Annotated in this window: 16 protein-coding genes and 1 tRNA gene; 10 read left to right on the top strand and 7 right to left on the bottom strand. The window is 69.1% G+C overall.

The window, feature by feature from the left end:
• The first annotated feature begins 17 nt into the window (after window positions 1–17).
• Together ACFSJG_RS25090 and ACFSJG_RS25085 are read left to right on the top strand one after the other, a co-directional pair.
• Window positions 18–1,235 (top strand): PucR family transcriptional regulator, encoded by a 1,218-nt coding sequence (locus tag ACFSJG_RS25090; protein ID WP_378487967.1) that lies wholly within the window; start codon window positions 18–20, stop codon window positions 1,233–1,235.
• A complete protein-coding gene (locus ACFSJG_RS25085; RefSeq protein ID WP_378487966.1) occupies window positions 1,232–2,242 on the top strand; it encodes an endonuclease/exonuclease/phosphatase family protein in 1,011 nt (336 codons plus the stop codon). Before ACFSJG_RS25090 ends, ACFSJG_RS25085 begins: the two co-directional genes overlap by 4 nt.
• 13 nt (window positions 2,243–2,255) lie before the next feature.
• On the opposite strand, the gene ACFSJG_RS25080 is transcribed toward ACFSJG_RS25085, so the two are convergent.
• On the bottom strand, window positions 2,256–2,870 hold the full coding sequence (locus ACFSJG_RS25080; RefSeq protein WP_378487965.1) for a TetR family transcriptional regulator: 615 nt from the start codon (window positions 2,868–2,870) through the stop codon (window positions 2,256–2,258).
• A 173-nt stretch (window positions 2,871–3,043) separates the two neighbouring features.
• Here ACFSJG_RS25080 and ACFSJG_RS25075 point away from each other — a divergent pair, with 173 nt between their 5' ends.
• The 5 genes from ACFSJG_RS25075 to ACFSJG_RS25055 all read left to right on the top strand — a co-directional run bounded on the left by ACFSJG_RS25075 (window position 3,044) and on the right by ACFSJG_RS25055 (window position 6,838).
• Window positions 3,044–4,093 (top strand): ferredoxin reductase, encoded by a 1,050-nt coding sequence (locus tag ACFSJG_RS25075; RefSeq protein WP_378488022.1) that lies wholly within the window; start codon window positions 3,044–3,046, stop codon window positions 4,091–4,093.
• A 26-nt stretch (window positions 4,094–4,119) separates the two neighbouring features.
• Window positions 4,120–5,298, top strand: coding sequence for a fatty acid desaturase family protein (locus tag ACFSJG_RS25070; RefSeq protein ID WP_378487964.1), 1,179 nt, complete (start codon window positions 4,120–4,122; stop codon window positions 5,296–5,298).
• A gap of 7 nt (window positions 5,299–5,305) precedes the next feature.
• On the top strand, window positions 5,306–5,563 hold the full coding sequence (locus tag ACFSJG_RS25065; RefSeq protein WP_378487963.1) for a hypothetical protein: 258 nt from the start codon (window positions 5,306–5,308) through the stop codon (window positions 5,561–5,563).
• Window positions 5,564–5,792: 229 nt separating this feature from the next.
• Entirely contained in the window at window positions 5,793–6,542 is a 750-nt protein-coding gene (locus ACFSJG_RS25060) for an HNH endonuclease family protein (protein ID WP_378487962.1), read from the top strand.
• Window positions 6,543–6,574: 32 nt separating this feature from the next.
• Complete coding sequence (locus ACFSJG_RS25055; RefSeq protein ID WP_378487961.1) at window positions 6,575–6,838, top strand: hypothetical protein; 264 nt, start codon at window positions 6,575–6,577, stop codon at window positions 6,836–6,838.
• Window positions 6,839–6,881: 43 nt separating this feature from the next.
• On the opposite strand, the gene ACFSJG_RS25050 is transcribed toward ACFSJG_RS25055, so the two are convergent.
• The gene (locus tag ACFSJG_RS25050; protein WP_378487960.1) at window positions 6,882–7,235 is read right to left on the bottom strand and encodes a VOC family protein; all 354 of its coding nucleotides are present in this window, start codon (window positions 7,233–7,235) and stop codon (window positions 6,882–6,884) included.
• A gap of 67 nt (window positions 7,236–7,302) precedes the next feature.
• Window positions 7,303–7,833 (bottom strand): MarR family winged helix-turn-helix transcriptional regulator, encoded by a 531-nt coding sequence (locus ACFSJG_RS25045; protein ID WP_378487959.1) that lies wholly within the window; start codon window positions 7,831–7,833, stop codon window positions 7,303–7,305.
• A gap of 75 nt (window positions 7,834–7,908) precedes the next feature.
• Here ACFSJG_RS25045 and ACFSJG_RS25040 point away from each other — a divergent pair, with 75 nt between their 5' ends.
• Window positions 7,909–9,309, top strand: coding sequence for an FUSC family protein (locus tag ACFSJG_RS25040; protein WP_378487958.1), 1,401 nt, complete (start codon window positions 7,909–7,911; stop codon window positions 9,307–9,309).
• Between the two features lie 99 nt (window positions 9,310–9,408).
• Window positions 9,409–9,582: a hypothetical protein gene (locus ACFSJG_RS25035; protein WP_378487957.1), complete on the top strand. Its 174-nt coding sequence runs from the start codon at window positions 9,409–9,411 to the stop codon at window positions 9,580–9,582.
• 20 nt (window positions 9,583–9,602) lie between these two features.
• On the opposite strand, the gene ACFSJG_RS25030 is transcribed toward ACFSJG_RS25035, so the two are convergent.
• The 3 genes from ACFSJG_RS25030 to ACFSJG_RS25020 all read right to left on the bottom strand — a co-directional run bounded on the left by ACFSJG_RS25030 (window position 9,603) and on the right by ACFSJG_RS25020 (window position 11,557).
• Window positions 9,603–10,262 (bottom strand): hypothetical protein, encoded by a 660-nt coding sequence (locus tag ACFSJG_RS25030; protein WP_378487956.1) that lies wholly within the window; start codon window positions 10,260–10,262, stop codon window positions 9,603–9,605.
• A 97-nt stretch (window positions 10,263–10,359) separates the two neighbouring features.
• Window positions 10,360–10,782, bottom strand: a complete 423-nt coding sequence (locus tag ACFSJG_RS25025; RefSeq protein WP_378487955.1) for a hypothetical protein — start codon at window positions 10,780–10,782, stop codon at window positions 10,360–10,362.
• Window positions 10,783–11,483: 701 nt separating this feature from the next.
• Window positions 11,484–11,557, bottom strand: a tRNA-Arg gene (locus ACFSJG_RS25020).
• Between the two features lie 126 nt (window positions 11,558–11,683).
• Here ACFSJG_RS25020 and ACFSJG_RS25015 point away from each other — a divergent pair.
• On the top strand, window positions 11,684–13,714 hold the full coding sequence (locus ACFSJG_RS25015; protein ID WP_378487954.1) for a bifunctional copper resistance protein CopD/cytochrome c oxidase assembly protein: 2,031 nt from the start codon (window positions 11,684–11,686) through the stop codon (window positions 13,712–13,714).
• Here ACFSJG_RS25015 and ACFSJG_RS25010 read toward each other — a convergent pair.
• Complete coding sequence (locus ACFSJG_RS25010) at window positions 13,711–14,634, bottom strand: oxygenase MpaB family protein (protein WP_378488021.1); 924 nt, start codon at window positions 14,632–14,634, stop codon at window positions 13,711–13,713. The genes ACFSJG_RS25015 and ACFSJG_RS25010 overlap by 4 nt on opposite strands.
• Window positions 14,635–14,743: the final 109 nt, after the last annotated feature.

The following is a 14,743-nucleotide window of genomic DNA, read 5'->3' as shown; positions in this document are numbered from 1 at the left end:
TAGGCGGGAGGACGGACGTGACAGTCGACAACAGTCGGCCACCTCTGCGGATCGCCGGACGCGATGTCGCGCGGTCGCTGTCGGCCGGTACCGGCGATCTCGCGGCCGCGGTCGCGGCGCGGCTCGCCGACGAGATGCCGATCTATCGGGCGCTGCCGCCGGGCGAGATCGAGGCGATCGCCTTCCGCTGCATCGAACTGTTCGCCACACTGCTGTTCGAACGGAGGCCTCCACGCGAGTCCGAACTGGCCGAGCCGCGCAATTCCGCGGCACGTCGGGCGGAGGAGGGCGTGCCGCTCGAGGCGGTGCTGCACGCCTATCACATCGGCGTGGAGATGGCGTCGGCGTCGTTGTCGAGGGGGGCGGGGCCGGATGACGTCGCCGACGTGCTGGTCGTCAACGCGATGGTTCTCGACTTCCTGCGCCGGCTCACGATCGCGGTCAGCTCCGCGTACTTCGACGAACGCCAGATCATGGAGAGCCAGGAGAACTCGGGTCGGCGGTCCCTGATGTCCGCGCTGGTCGCCGGCGAGGACCTCGACGCGGTCGTCACCCGCACCGGATTGCGGCTCGCGCCGAAGTATCTGGTCCTCAGTCTGTCCATCGGCGAGAACGAGGACGAGCGCCGGCTGGGCGTGAACGGCACCGTGGCGGGCCGACGCAAGGTGCGTCGCCTGCAGGGCGAGCTGGACCGGATCACTGGTGAACCTGCGCTGACGGTGATCGACAGCAGTGGTGGTCTGGCGTTGGTGCCGTGCCCGCCGAGCCCACCCGACTGGGAGCAGCTGAGGGTCGTGGTGGAGCGTCTCGAACGTGTGCTCGGAGCCCCCTTGCACGCGGCCGGGACCACGGCGACGCCCGCGGGCGTGCCGGAGTCGGTCGAGCAGACCACCGACATCCTGGCCCTGGTGACGAGATCGCATCGTGCGCCGGGTCTGTACCGGCTCGCGGACGTCCTCCTCGACTACCAGTTGAGTCGTCCGAGTGCGGCGCGGCGCGAACTCGCCGCCCTTCTCTCTCCTCTGACCGGCAAGCCGGAGTTGATGCAGACCCTCGAGGCCTACATCGCGTCGGGGCTCAACCGGCGGGCCACCGCCGCGGCGCTGGCCGTGCACGCGAACACCGTCGACTACCGGATGCGGCGGGTGCTGGAGCTCACCGGTCTCAATCCCACCGATCCGTCGGACCTGCCGCGTATCGGTGCGGCGCTGGTGGCGTTGAGGTCCGGCGAGTGAGCACCGCCCCCGACGAGGTGTCCCCGAGCCGGTCGCGCGGTCGACGGGCGCGCCGGGTCGCGGTCGCAATCGGCTGGGCGGCCCTCGCGGGCGCGGTGGTCGGGGTGACCGCGCACCTGATGACGGTGACCTCGCCGCTGGTGGTGGTTGCCGCGTCGGCGGCGCCGTACCTCCTGTTCGGGTCGGTGGTGGCGGTCCTCGTCTTCCTCGCGGTCCGGCACTGGGCCGGGCTGGCGGTTGCGACGGCCGTCGCGGTGGCGGCGGCGTGGACGCAGGCACCGCTGTACCTCGGAGGCGGTGCCGCGGCGGGCGACGAGCTCGTGGTCATGCAGGCGAACATCGAGTTCGGCAAGGGCGATCCGGATTCCGTTGTCGCACAGGTACGTTCACGGTACGTCGACATCCTCGCCGTCGAGGAGCTCACCGACTCTGCACTCGCGGGACTGGACGACGCCGGGCTCGGCGACCTGCTGCCGTACCGCTACGTGCGGCCGGCGGCATCCGGAGCGGACGGCAGCGGCATGTGGAGTCGGTATCCGCTCACCGATCGGGTGGAGTACCCAGACTTCGTGATGGCGGCACTGTCCGCACGTGTGGTGCTGCCGGGCGACCGATCGCTCACGATGTTCGTGGCACACCCGCTGCCGCCGTGGCCACGCCATCAGACGCCGATCTGGGCCGACGAACTGTCCCGCCTGCACACGATTCTCGACGGGCTGCGCTCGCGGAACGACATGGTACTCATGGCCGCGGACTTCAACGCGACGTGGGATCACGCGCAGTTCCGGGCACTGCTCGGCGACGGGGTCCACGACGCCGCCGAACAGGCCGGGGCGGGAGTCCTGCGGACGTACCCCACGGACCGCTCGCTGCCGCCCTTGCTGTCGATCGACCGGATCCTCGTGTCGGGCGCCACCGCAACGGAGGTCGACGCCGTCGACCTCCCGGGCGCCGACCATCGCGGCGTCGTCGCCCGGATCGCGATCCCCGACTGGTCCGCTCGCTGACGGAGCGGATCGGTCACGTCGCCGGGCGCCAGCCACCCATCCCGATGATGACCAGCCGCAGTTGGCGTTCGGCGCGGTCGATCACGACCTCCTCCTCGGTGCCGGTGACCTCGAGCAGGTCGATGACGGTTGTCATCATCACGCTGACGACGAGGTCTGCCGCCATGTCGAGGTCGCTCCGCGGCCACTGTGCCAGTGCGGGATTCCGCCCGAGGTCGGTGCTGAGTTCGCTGGAGAACAAACGCAATTCGGATGCGATCGCCTGCCGCACCTCGGTGACTCCGCCGTAGCGCTCCCGGCTGAGGAACCGGAACTGCCCCTCGTTGGCGCGAACCTGCCGGACCAGGATGTCCAGCGAGGTGCGGGCGTCGCGTGGCACCGGGTCGCGCCGCGCCTCGCGCAGCATGCGCCGCAGCATCCGCATGCCGTCCTCGACGAGTGCGACTCCGAGTTCGTCCATCGATGCGAAGTGCCGGTAGAAGGCCGTCGGGACGATGCCCGCACTGCGGGCCACCTCGCGCAGGCTGAGCGCCGAGAGGCTGCGATCGGCGAGCAGGCCGAGTGCGCCGTCGAGCAGCGCGGCTCGCGTGCGTTCCTTGCGCTCGGCTCGACTCTCGACAGCGGTCACCGAACGAGTGTATGCCTGTGCACCGGCATAAGCGGCTGTGAACTGTTGTCGCCGTCACAACGGTCCTGCCCTTGACAACTACCTGGCACTTTCTGTCACACTCATTTGTGTACAAGTGTTCACTGAACCCGCGCTGAGGGAGTGTGCCCGTGCCGACCAGGAACCGATCTCGCATGCTGTCGCTGTTCGAGGCGATGGCCACCCCGCACCCGCTCGACCGCTATCTCGAACTCGTCGATCCGATGGCAACGGTGCGCGACCTGCGCGCCGAGGTCGTCGACGTCCGGCGACCCACGAGTGACAGCGTCACGCTCACGCTGCGACCCACGCGGCAGTGGCGCGGTCATCGCGCAGGCCAGTTCGTGCAGATCGGCGTCGTGATCGACGGGGTGCGGCACACCCGGTGCTTCTCGCCGGCCGGGACCGAGGGCGGCTCGACGATCGAACTGACCGTCAAGGCACACGAGGGTGGGCTGGTCTCGGCCCACCTCCACCGCCACGGTGAGGTCGGCCTGGTGGTCACGCTGTCCCAGGCCGACGGGGAGTTCGCCCTGCCGATGCCGCGTCCGCCGAGCGTGCTGCTGATCAGTGGCGGCAGCGGCATCACCCCGGTGTTGTCCATGCTCCGCACCCTGGTCGCGGAACGGTACGACGGTGCGGTGACGCTGTTGCACTACGCGGACAGCGCCGCCGCGGTGCCCTACCTCGACGAACTCCGCGCGCTTGCAGCGGACCACGCCGACGTGAAGGTCGTTTTCGCATACACGCATTCGGAAGACGGAGACCTGCGCGGACGATTCGGCCCCGAACATCTGGACGCCGCGGCGCCGTTGCACGCGCAGGCGCAGACCTACCTCTGTGGTCCCCCCACCCTGATGGGGGCGGTGCGCGACCTGTACGACAGTCGCGGGCTCACCGACAGGCTGCATACCGAGGATTTCGCGCCCTCTCTTGCATCCGCCGACGATGCCGACGGGTCCGTCGCATTCGCCGCGTCGGGGATCTGCACCGAGAACTCCGGGACGAGCCTGCTCGAACAGGCAGAATCCGCGGGCCTGACACCGGACTACGGCTGCCGGATGGGGATCTGCTTCACCTGCACCACGGTCAAGACCTCGGGCTGCGTCCGCAACCTGCGGACGGGTGAGCTCGACAGTGACCCCGACAAGCCGATCCAGCTCTGCGTCAACGCCGCGGTCGGCGACGTGACCCTCGACCTGTAGACACTCACCACTCGAAGGAGTGCACCATGTTCGGATTGTCCTTCACACTTCCCGCCCTGCTCGGTGGTGGCACCGAAGAGCGTGTCCCCGAACCCGTCGTCCTCTCCCGTGAACAGGTTGACGAGATCGGCCGCGAACTCGACGCGCTGCGTGACCGCGTCGTCGCCGACCTCGGTGCTCGGGATCGCGAGTACATCTACTCGATCATCAAGGCGCAGAGAGGGTTCGAGGTCGCAGGGCGTGGACTGATGTATCTCGGGTTCCTGCCGCCGTTCTGGGTGGCTGCGGTCGGGGCACTGTCGATCTCGAAGATCCTCGACAACATGGAGATCGGCCACAACGTCATGCACGGCCAGTACGACTGGATGCGCGAACCCGGGTTGAACTCGCGGGAGTTCGAATGGGACACCGTGTGCCCCGCGGACCAGTGGCGGCACTCGCACAACTACATGCATCACACGTACACCAACATCGTCGACCTCGATCGCGACATCGGGTACGGGATCCTGCGTATGGACGAGGCGCAGCCGTGGCGGCCCTACTACCTCGGCAACCCGGTGTACGCGACCGCGCTGATGCTTCTGTTCCAGTGGGGTGTGATGCTGCACGACCTCGAGGTGGAGAACATCGTTGCGCGCAAGCGTTCGTGGTACGACGTCAAGCCGCTGCTGCAGGGGATGTGGCGCAAGGCCGGTCGGCAGGTGCTCAAGGACTACGTGATCTTCCCTGCGTTGACGGGACCGCTGTTCGTCTCGACTCTGCTCGGCAACGCCACCGCGAATCTGGTCCGCAACGTGTGGGCGTACTCCATCATCTTCTGCGGCCATTTCCCGTCGGGCGTACAGAGTTTCAGTCAGGACGAGACGGCGGACGAGACGCGCGGCGAATGGTACGTGCGGCAGATGCTCGGCAGCGCCAACATCGAAGGCAGCCGACTGTTCCACATCATGTCGGGCAACCTGTCGCACCAGATCGAGCACCACCTGTTCCCCGACCTGCCCGCGAACCGCTATCCGGAGATCGCACCCGAGGTTCGCGCGTTGTGCGCCAAGCACGGCCTGCCGTACAACACCGGCGGGTTCTTCCGCCAGGTCGGGTCGGTGTGGGGCAAGATCTTCTCCCTCGCGTTGCCGCCGTTCCTCACCCGGTCGACGCCTCCGACGGGTGTTATCGTCGATCGTTCCCGCGTCCCGGCCCGAGAGTGAGGCACACATGGTGGGCAAGTTCGAGCGCCGCAAGGACACCGTGCAGGAACTGACCGAGTCCGGGGCGACGCACGTCGGCCGGATCGCCGTGATCATCGCCGGGGCCGTCCGCGACGTCACGCGCGAGATCGGGGACTGGATCAGCGACGGGCTCGAGATGCGGGAGGCCTCCCGCCGGGCGCGTGAGGACGAGGAGCGGACGTCGCCGCCGTCCGAGCCCGTCCCGGACGACTCGGACGACTCGGACGGCGCGCCCGACAGATAGGTGAGGGTGCCGGCTGCGAGTCGGTGGTGCGCCGGCCGCGCGGGCGAGTGCACGTAATCAGCGTCACCGTGTGTCGTCGGCGTGGCGTGCGTTGGAAGGCGGCCGGCCGGGCCACAATACGGCCGCCTTGTCCCCGTCTGAGGAGTTGTCCCGTGAGTGACCCATCGGTGTTCCGCCCTGCTCGTGCCGGACTCGGCGGAACATCGCGGTGAACCGGCAGACGTCGCGCGTGGCCCGTTCCGCGCGTCAGGTACTCGCCGTGTGCGCGGCCGTCGTCCTCACCGCGCTGGTTGCCGTCGGCTATCTCGTGATCGAGGAATGGACGGAACCCGGTTCGGAACCGGATGCGGTCCACGCCGGTGAACTGACCGAACTGCTCGCGCGGGTGCAGGTCGCGGACGAACTGCCGATGGCCGGATACAGCAGGGAGGAGTTCCCGCACTGGGAACCGAACCGTCCCGAGTACGGCTTCGGGGACGAGTTCGCGCAGTACGCGCGGTGTACCACCCGGGAGGTGATGTTGTTGCGGGACGCGGTCGGCTCGGTCCGGCTCGATCCGAAGACCTGCGATCTGTCGGTCGGGTCGACCGGCGGCTGGCAGGACGAGTACGGAACCCTCGACCGCCAGACCGGTGCGCTGAACCCGTACAAGTGGATGACGGACTCGTCGGGCGTCGACGCCGAGCACATCGTTCCGCTCGCAGAGGCGTGGCGGTCGGGTGCTGCCGAACTGGACGAGGACACGCGCCGACGCATCGCCAACGACGCCACCAACCTGGTGGCGTCGGACCCGTCGGCCAACCGCTCCAAGGGCGACCAGGACGCGGCGAACTACCTGCCGCCCGGGAAGTTCCGGTGCACGTATCTCGATCGCTACCTTCGGGTGAAGGTGACGTTCGGACTGACCGTCGATCCCGCCGAGCAGACCGCTCTGCGCACCGCGGTCGCCGCCTGTGGCGATCCGACCGGCCTGGGGTAGGCGTGCGCGGAGGCAACATCGGGAGGGGCGAGATGGGCGACGTGGTCGAACTGCGCTCCCGTGCTGCGGTCATGACCGTCGAGGAGGGGACGGTGTCCGGGTTCCTCGATGTCACGGTGACATCCGCGGGGCGTGGGCTGGTGCGCTACCGCGGCACCGAGACGTGGCTGACCATCGGCAATCTCGAGGACACGCCACCGGCGACGTGGGAGACGGCGGCCGATCTCGCGGACGCGGTGGAGGCAGGTATGGGGGTTCGGGACGCGGCGGGCAACACCGTGCCGTTCGAGGCGTAGGGCGACCGTCGTCCCCGCGCCGCTCACGACACCGGTGTCGAGGTCACCGCTTCAGAGGGCTGTAGAAGACGATCCCGTTGCCCTTGTTGTCGTACACGACGGCTCGCCGCTCGTGGGCGTCGTCGTACGGCCCCGTCACGATCCCGCCGCCGGCCTCCTCGACGGACTTCGCCGCGGCGTCCACGTCGGGGGTCTTGATGCCGACGACGACCTGCCCGTGGATCGGGTGGTCGACCGCGGTCGCGAGGGCGATGGTCACCGGACCGCCGTCGACGGCGGCGAAGTGCGCGCCGTCGCGGAACTTCAGCGGAAGGCCGAGGGTCTCGGTGTAGAAGGCGATCGACTCGTCCAGATTGTCGGTCGACAGGATGATCATCTTCACTTCGTGGTCACTCAAGGCAAGCCTCCTACTGTGAAAGTGCCCACAGTGTAGTGCAGTTCGCCGCGCATGTGCCGCTGGGGATTCACCACGGAGAGGCTTCGACGTTGCCCGCGACACGGCGCAGCAGTGCGGCCAGCGTCGCTCGCTCGTCCTCGTCGAGTCCGTCGAGCATTCTGCGGTCGCGCTCGACCCGCGCCGGGAACTCCGCGTCGACGAGTGCCCGCCCCGCGTCCGTCAGCTGCAGGAGCACGACGCGTCCGTCCCGCTCGAACGGCAGGCGTTCGAGGAAGCCCGCCCGGGTGAGACGGTCGGCATGCTTGGTGGTCGAGGCGCCGCTGCTCATCGTCGCGGTCGTCACCTCCGATGCCCGCAGTGGCCGGTCGCTGCGGGCGAGTGCGCACAGGATCTCGAACTCGACGCGGGAGACGCCGCTGCCGGTGAGGGCGCGGTCGAGCTGGTGCAGCGCGAGGGACCCGATCCGGGTGATGCGGCCGAGCACGTCGATCGGGTCGGTGTCGAGGTCGGGCCGCGCGACGTGCCACTGGCGTCGGACGTGGTCGATGAAGTCGCCGGTCGCGGTGTCGTCCGGATCGCTGTCGGCTGTCGGCGGCATCTGCACATCGTAGCGGCATCCGCCGATAAAATTCGCAGATGTTTTACTAGTGAAATATTTGCTAGAGTCGGTGCCATGCCGACCCTCGCCGCCGCCCCGAGTCGGCTCCGTCGTACCCGGGGCGCACTCGCGCACCCGATGTCCGGCGCGGTGTGGCGGCGGTCGCTGCGCGTCCGTTCCGCCGACGCCACTCTCGCGGTCTCGCTGCGCGTCGGTCTCGCGGCAGCGGTGGTCCTCGTCGTCTTCGGCGTCACCGGGCACGGCGCGATCGCCGGGTTCGCGCTGCTCGGTGCGCTGAGCGCCGCGTTCTCGCGCCACGAACCGCTGCGCCGGACCGCACAGAAGGTCGGCCTCGTCGGCGGCGCCGTCGTCGCCTCGGTCCTCGTCGGCGGGCTCGTCGCGGTCAGCGGTATGCCGGTCGAGGCGCAGATCGGGGTGGTGGCCGTCCACGCCGGAGCTGCCGCTGCGCTGCTGTACGCATTTCGCATCGGTGGCCCCGGACCCGTGATCCTGGTGTTCGCGGCCAGTGCGGCGGTCGGATACGCCGGCAGCGCCGCTCATCTCGGTGTCGCGGTGGCGTCGGCGGCACTCGGCGCGGCCGTCGGACTCGGTGTCGCGGTGCTGCCCTTCGTGTTCCTGCCCTGGGGGCCGGCGCGACTCGCCACCGCCCGGGCCCTGGGCGCGCTGGCCCGGGTGCCCGACGGGGGCGACGTCGCTGCGGCTCGATCCGCCGTCGTCACCGCGCGGCAGACGCTCGCGCTCACGGCAGGCGCGTCCGCCCGTGACCACGACCTCGCCGCCGTGCTCGCCGAGGCGGACGCCGCACTCGATCACTGGCTGACCGACGGCGACGACGCCCGGCTGCACGCGGTCGTCCGCCACGAGCGTGAACTTCGGAAGACGAAGCGGCACAGCGCCCTTCTCGCCCAGGGTGCCGTCCTGGGCGACCTGCCGCAGCCGGTCCCGTTCCTCGCTCCGGGCCTGGGCCGGCTCGGCGCCGGTGACGTGCGCGCCTACGCGGGCCGGGTCGTGCTCGCCGCTGCGCTCGCGGGCTGGCTCGCCGCAGGTGTCGGTCTCGACCACCCGATGTGGGCGTCGATGGGTGCGATGGCCGCCATGCAGGGCATCACGTACGCGGGCACCGTCGAACGCGGGATCCAGCGACTCCTCGGCAACGTTGCGGGCGCCGCCGTTGCGGCCGGCCTGATCGCACTGACGCTCGGCTACTGGCAGACGGCGCTCCTCATCGTGGTGCTGCAGACGTGCACCGAGGTGGCGGCGGCCCGGAACTACGGGCTGTGCACCGTGTTCGTCACCCCGATGGCCTTGCTGATCGTCGGTCTCGGTACGGCGGTCGGACCCGAGATCGGGATCGGTCGCGTCCTCGTCACCGTCGTCGGTGTCGCCGTCGGGATCGTCGTCGCGGCGGTCACCCTCGGCGCGACGGATCGGTCACATCTGGCCGAGACGGTGTGAACCGGGCCCGACCCCGGGCGGCTGGGTATCTGCGCGTGATAATTGTGTGCACGCGGCCGCCCACCGACGGCGCGTGACGACGCAGAAGTGGAGATCCTGATGAGTGAGGCGGTACGCGCGGGCGACCTGGTCCACATCTCGGACACGGCGGGTACCTGGGTGGTCGAGGAGATCCGATCCGGCATCGCGCTGCTCCGGGACGGCGAGGATCGCCGCATCTCGTCGCGGGTGTCGAAGTTGACGGTGGTACGCCGCGGCGGCGGTGCCGCCTGACGGGTTGGCGGCAGTCGCTGTCACCAGGGTGTGGCCATGAACTTCTCCAACGAGGGTCGCGCCTTCGGGTTGCCCTCGTCGATGCCGGTGACGGCCCCGACGCCCGCACCGATGAGGTTGCCGAGCATGCAGCCCGCCAGGAAGTTCGGGAAGATCGACACGCAGCCGATCGCGAGCCCGACGAACGATCCGAGCATCATCCGCTGCTGGCCGCCGTTGTTCCACCCGACGACGACCTCGTTGGAGAGGTCGACGAAGGCCTCCCGTTTGGACTCGTTGTTCGGCCAGACCTGATTGGCGAAGAGCACTGCGGGTGGGTCCGTCGGTGGTGGCGGCAGTCCCAGCATTCGGGCGACTTCGTCGAGAGTGGGGACCTGCGGCGGCGGGGGAAGCGCAGGAAGATCCACCGGACTCGGGTCGGGCAGGGTCACCGTCGGCAGCGGGATCGGCTCGGGAACGGTCACGGCGGGTAGCTGCACGGACGGAAGTTCGACCGCCGGTAGCTGTACCGGAGCCGGCTGCGGCAGTGGCGGCAGTTCCGGGAGTTGAATCGACGGCAGGGGTGGCAGGGCGGGCAGTTCGGGGAGTGGCGGTGGCGCGGGCAGTTGCGCGGAAGCCGTTCCGGTGCCGACGACGATCGTCGCGACGACGAGCGCGGGCATGACAAGAGTCTTGGCCATCTTCATGGCGATTCCCAAGTGGTCCGATGTGATCCGGCGGCTTCACGGGACCCGGTAGGTGAATGTGGTGAACGGACGAACAGCCCGTCGGATGGGGTCAGGGTGTGGCGACGAACTTCTCGATCGACGGCACCACGTTCGGGTTCGAACCGATGCCCGTCGCGGCGCCCGCCACGACCCCGACCGCGGTGCCGATGATGCAGCCGGCGATGAAGTTCGGGAAGATCGACAGGCAGCCGATGCCGAAACCGATGTTCGCGCCGATGAGCGTGCTCTGCAGTCCGTTGGTGGCCCAGCCCGTGTTCACCTCGTTCGCCATGTTGTTGAACGCGTCCTGCTTGGTCTCGTTGCCGGGCCAGGTCTGCTCGGCGAACATGGCGGCGACAGGGGGTGGTGGCGGGATGGTCGGCAGCGCGGGCAATGGCGGAGGCGCCGGTAACTGAGCTGCGGCGGGGCCCGCGCCGGACGCGATCGCAGCGGTGACGAGTACGGGCAGGATCACGGCCTTGGCCATCTTCATGGCGACTCCCACGGTGATCGATCGGTTCTCGAGATCGTTCTCGCTTACACGGTGATCCGCGTCGCGCGGCTGTCCACGAACCGCGAAACGCGCTGGGACTGAATGTGACCCTGTGCGGGTCGGGCGAAGACAGGGGTTGACTTTACTCCGCACAATGCGGCCCTGCAGGCGAATCGTCGCCGGGCGGTCGACCTGCGCCGTTCGACCCAGACACGCCGTGAGCCCCGGTCGGATCGCGACCGGGGCTCACGGCGTCGGCAGTTGGTCAGGAACCGCCGCCGAGGCTGCCGAGGCTGCCGGTTCCGCCTCCGCCTCCGCCCTGCATGCCCTCCATGACTTTCAGGAGTTCTCCGAGTACTTCTACGAGATCCAACAAGACGTCCATGGTCGTACACCTTCACTGTCGGGACAGGTGGAGCGTGGGGCGACGGACCGGACGCGCCGGACTGCGTTCGCAGCGCGTCCCGTCCTCGCCACCTGGTCTGGGGACGATCGTCACGGGGGAGGCGACCGGCAGGGCGCGGTCGGAGAATTCTCGAGAATGTGCCGACCGCAGCGGTCGATGTGGAGTTCGGTCATCGGGACTCACCTCAACCCCGTGTATCGGCGCCCGGACAGATAGTGTTTCACACCACATTCGGGTGGGTCGGGCGATTCGGCACACATTCGGCCGCGGATCGGGCGCGAAACGGCCACCACGGTGCCCCCGGCAGGAATCGAACCTGCGACCTAGAGATTAGAAGGCTCTTGCTCTATCCAACTGAGCTACGGAGGCGTGACCCCTGTCGGGATCGGGTCAGGAGTCTACCGGCTCCGGTTTCGCGGTCACGTCAGGCCGCGCTGCTACGGGGCGTCGTACCTGGACGTGGCTCACACGCGCGCGCCTCCTACCCTGGTAGGCATGGCATCACCCGAGCTCGCCCACGCCGACACGCCGACGACCCGCACGGCACGTGACAGCGTGGTTCCCGTCTTCGTCGTTCTCGGGCTGATCGCCGGACTGGTTGCGGCGATGGTGGTGGGCCTGTCGGCGTCCGAGGCGCTGGTGCGGCTCGGCATCCCCGATCCCGGTCCGCTCACCACCTACGGGCTGCCAGCGGTCAAGGCGATCGGTGAGGTCGCGGCCGTCATCGCTGTCGGATCCCTGCTGCTGGCGTCCTTCCTCGTGCCGCCGCAGAAGAGCGGTGTCCTCGACGTCGGTGGCTATCGCGCGGTGCGGACCGCGTCGAACGCGGCGATCGTGTGGGCGGCGTGCGCGATCGTGCTCGTCCCGCTGACGGTCTCCGACACGTCCGGCCAGACGCTCGGCGAGTCCCTGAAGCCGGAGAACCTGTGGCGGGCCATTCCGCAGATCGAGCTGGCGGAGGCGTGGCGGAACACCGCGATCCTGGCTGTGATCCTCGCGATCTGCTCGCGGATGCTGCTGCGGTGGAACTGGACGCCCGTGGTGCTCGGGCTCGGCATCGCGACGCTGATTCCTCTTGCACTGACGGGCCACTCCTCGGCCGGCGGCTCCCACGACATGGCGACGAACAGCCTGATCTGGCACCTGGTCGCGGCGTCGCTGTGGGCGGGTGGACTGTTCGCCCTGCTCGCCCACGCGCGTCGCGGCGGCGAGTACACGGACCTCGCGGCGCGCCGGTTCTCGACGGTCGCGACGGTCGCCTTCGTCGTCATGGCGATCTCCGGTGTGATCAACGGACTCGTCCGGCTGCCGCTGCGTGAGCTGTTCTCCAGCACCTACGGATGGCTGCTGGTCGCGAAGACCGTCGCGCTGGTGATCCTCGGTGTGTTCGGGTACCTGCAGCGCAGGCAGGCGCTGCCCGCGCTGCAGGCCGACCCGACGTCCCGCGGCGCGTTGATCCGCTTCGCCGGCGCCGAGGCGCTCGTGTTCGCGGCGACCATCGGACTCGCGGTGGGCCTGGGTCGCACCCCGCCGCCGCCGGAGGACATCCGTCCGACGCCCGCGGAGGTTCAGCTCGGCTACAACCTCGACGGTCCGCCGACCGTGGCGCGACTGATGTTCGACTGGCGTTTCGACCTGATCTTCGGCACCGCCGCGATCATCGCGGCCGTTTGGTACGTCGTCGGGGTTCGCCGCCTCAAGCGTCGCGGTGACAGCTGGCCCGTCGGTCGGACCGTCGCGTGGCTGCTCGGGTGCGCGACGCTGCTGATCGGAACCTCGTCCGGACTCGGGCGCTACGCACCCGCAGTGTTCAGCGTCCACATGGGCGCGCACATGGCGCTGTCGATGCTCGCGCCGGTCCTGTTGGTGCTCGGTGGCCCCATGACGCTGGCGCTGCGCGCCCTCAAGCCCGCCGGCCCGGACGCCCCGCCGGGGGCACGTGAGTGGCTGCTCGCGGCGCTGCACAGCAAGTACTCGCGCTTCGTCACGCATCCGCTGGTGGCGTCGTTCCTGTTCGTCGGCGGCTTCTACGCGCTGTACCTCGGTGGCATTTTCGGCGCGACGCTCGACTCCCACGGCGCGCACCTGCTGATGAACCTGCACTTCATCCTCAGCGGCTACCTCTTCTACTGGGTGGTCATCGGTATCGATCCGGCGCCGCGCCAGATCCAGCCGGTGACGAAGCTGGCGATGGTGTTCGGATCGCTGCCGTTCCACGCGTTCTTCGGTATCGCCCTCATGAGCACCATGGAGGTCATCGGTGGCTGGTACTACCGATCGCTGGGCCTCGGCTGGAACGACGACCTGTTCAACGACCAGAAGGTCGGCGGCGGCATCGCCTGGGCGACCGGCGAGATCCCCCTCGTCCTGGTGATGCTGGCGCTGCTGGTGCAGTGGTCGCGGTCCGACGAGAAGACCGCCAAGCGTATCGACCGTGCCGCCGACCGCGACGACGACGCCGAGCTCGCCGCGCACAACGCGATGTTCGCCGAACTCGCTCGCCGCGACAAGGAAGGCTGGAACTAGGCGCTGCGCAGCCGCTCCCTGGCCTCGGCGGGGGTGACGGTTTCGGGGATTTCCGCGACGGGGTTTGCGAAGTGCCAGCGCAGGACGGACCGGGTCACCGGGAGGGTCGGACCGAGTACCGCCTGCATCGCGGCGGGGGACCGGGTGGCGCGTACCACGGCGCGGGCGGCGGGCACGACTGCTCGGTCGAGCGCTGCCGGCTGGTCGAAGTCGCCGAGCACGCGCATCCACTTCGGCAGTGTCGCGATCGTGGCCGGGGCCAGCATCCGGCTCGTCGCCCACAGGGGCCAGCGTCCTCGGCCGCCCTCGGTGCGGAGCAGGTAGTGCATGCCGCGCTGCGCACGTTCCGAGGTGCACAGCCGCGGCCGGACGCGCTCGAAGTACTCCCGCACCGCCTGCCGGGACGCGGGGACGTCGGCGGGCGAGCACGTCTGGAGTTCGGCCGCGACGACGCACTCTGCCCAGTACCGGTCCTCGTCCGCGGGTGACAACGGACCCGGCCCGAACATCTCGTACGCCTTGAGCACCGAATGCCAGCCGGTCACGTGGATCCACAGCTGACTGTCCGGATTGTTGGCGCCGTACCGCTTCCCGGAGATCGGCTCGATCCCGGTGGCCCGGGCGTGCACCCGCATCAGCAGTTCCGATGTCTCGACGGCGGTACGACTGTCGCCGACGGCGACGACGAGGAAGTACGAGAGGGTGCCGTCGAGGCGTCCGCGCGGATCGGTGTAGATCCCGTCGGCGTCCGCGACCGCAGCGGTGAGCATCGGGTCGAAGTGCTCGAGGGTGACGGCGCGCTGGAAGCCGATGAGCGCCGTCGGATGCGTCCACACCTTCCAGCTCGGCGAGTCCGGCCCGAAGAAGCCGTGGTCGCGCCGGGTAAGTGCCGGATCGAACGGCCATCTCCGGGTCGACATCATGCGGGTTTCGGTCACGGCTGCCTCCTCGTGGATGAATACAACGCGACCGTAGCAATGTTGCCGGGGCGAATACAACGGTTGCGTAGGATTGCTTCCGAAGGTCGGA

This window comes from Rhodococcus gannanensis (genome assembly GCF_042681175.1).
GTDB lineage: Bacteria > Actinomycetota > Actinomycetes > Mycobacteriales > Mycobacteriaceae > Rhodococcus_G > Rhodococcus_G gannanensis.
Note: the sequence above shows the minus strand (reverse complement) of the source record. Positions and strands in the feature narration are given on the sequence as shown.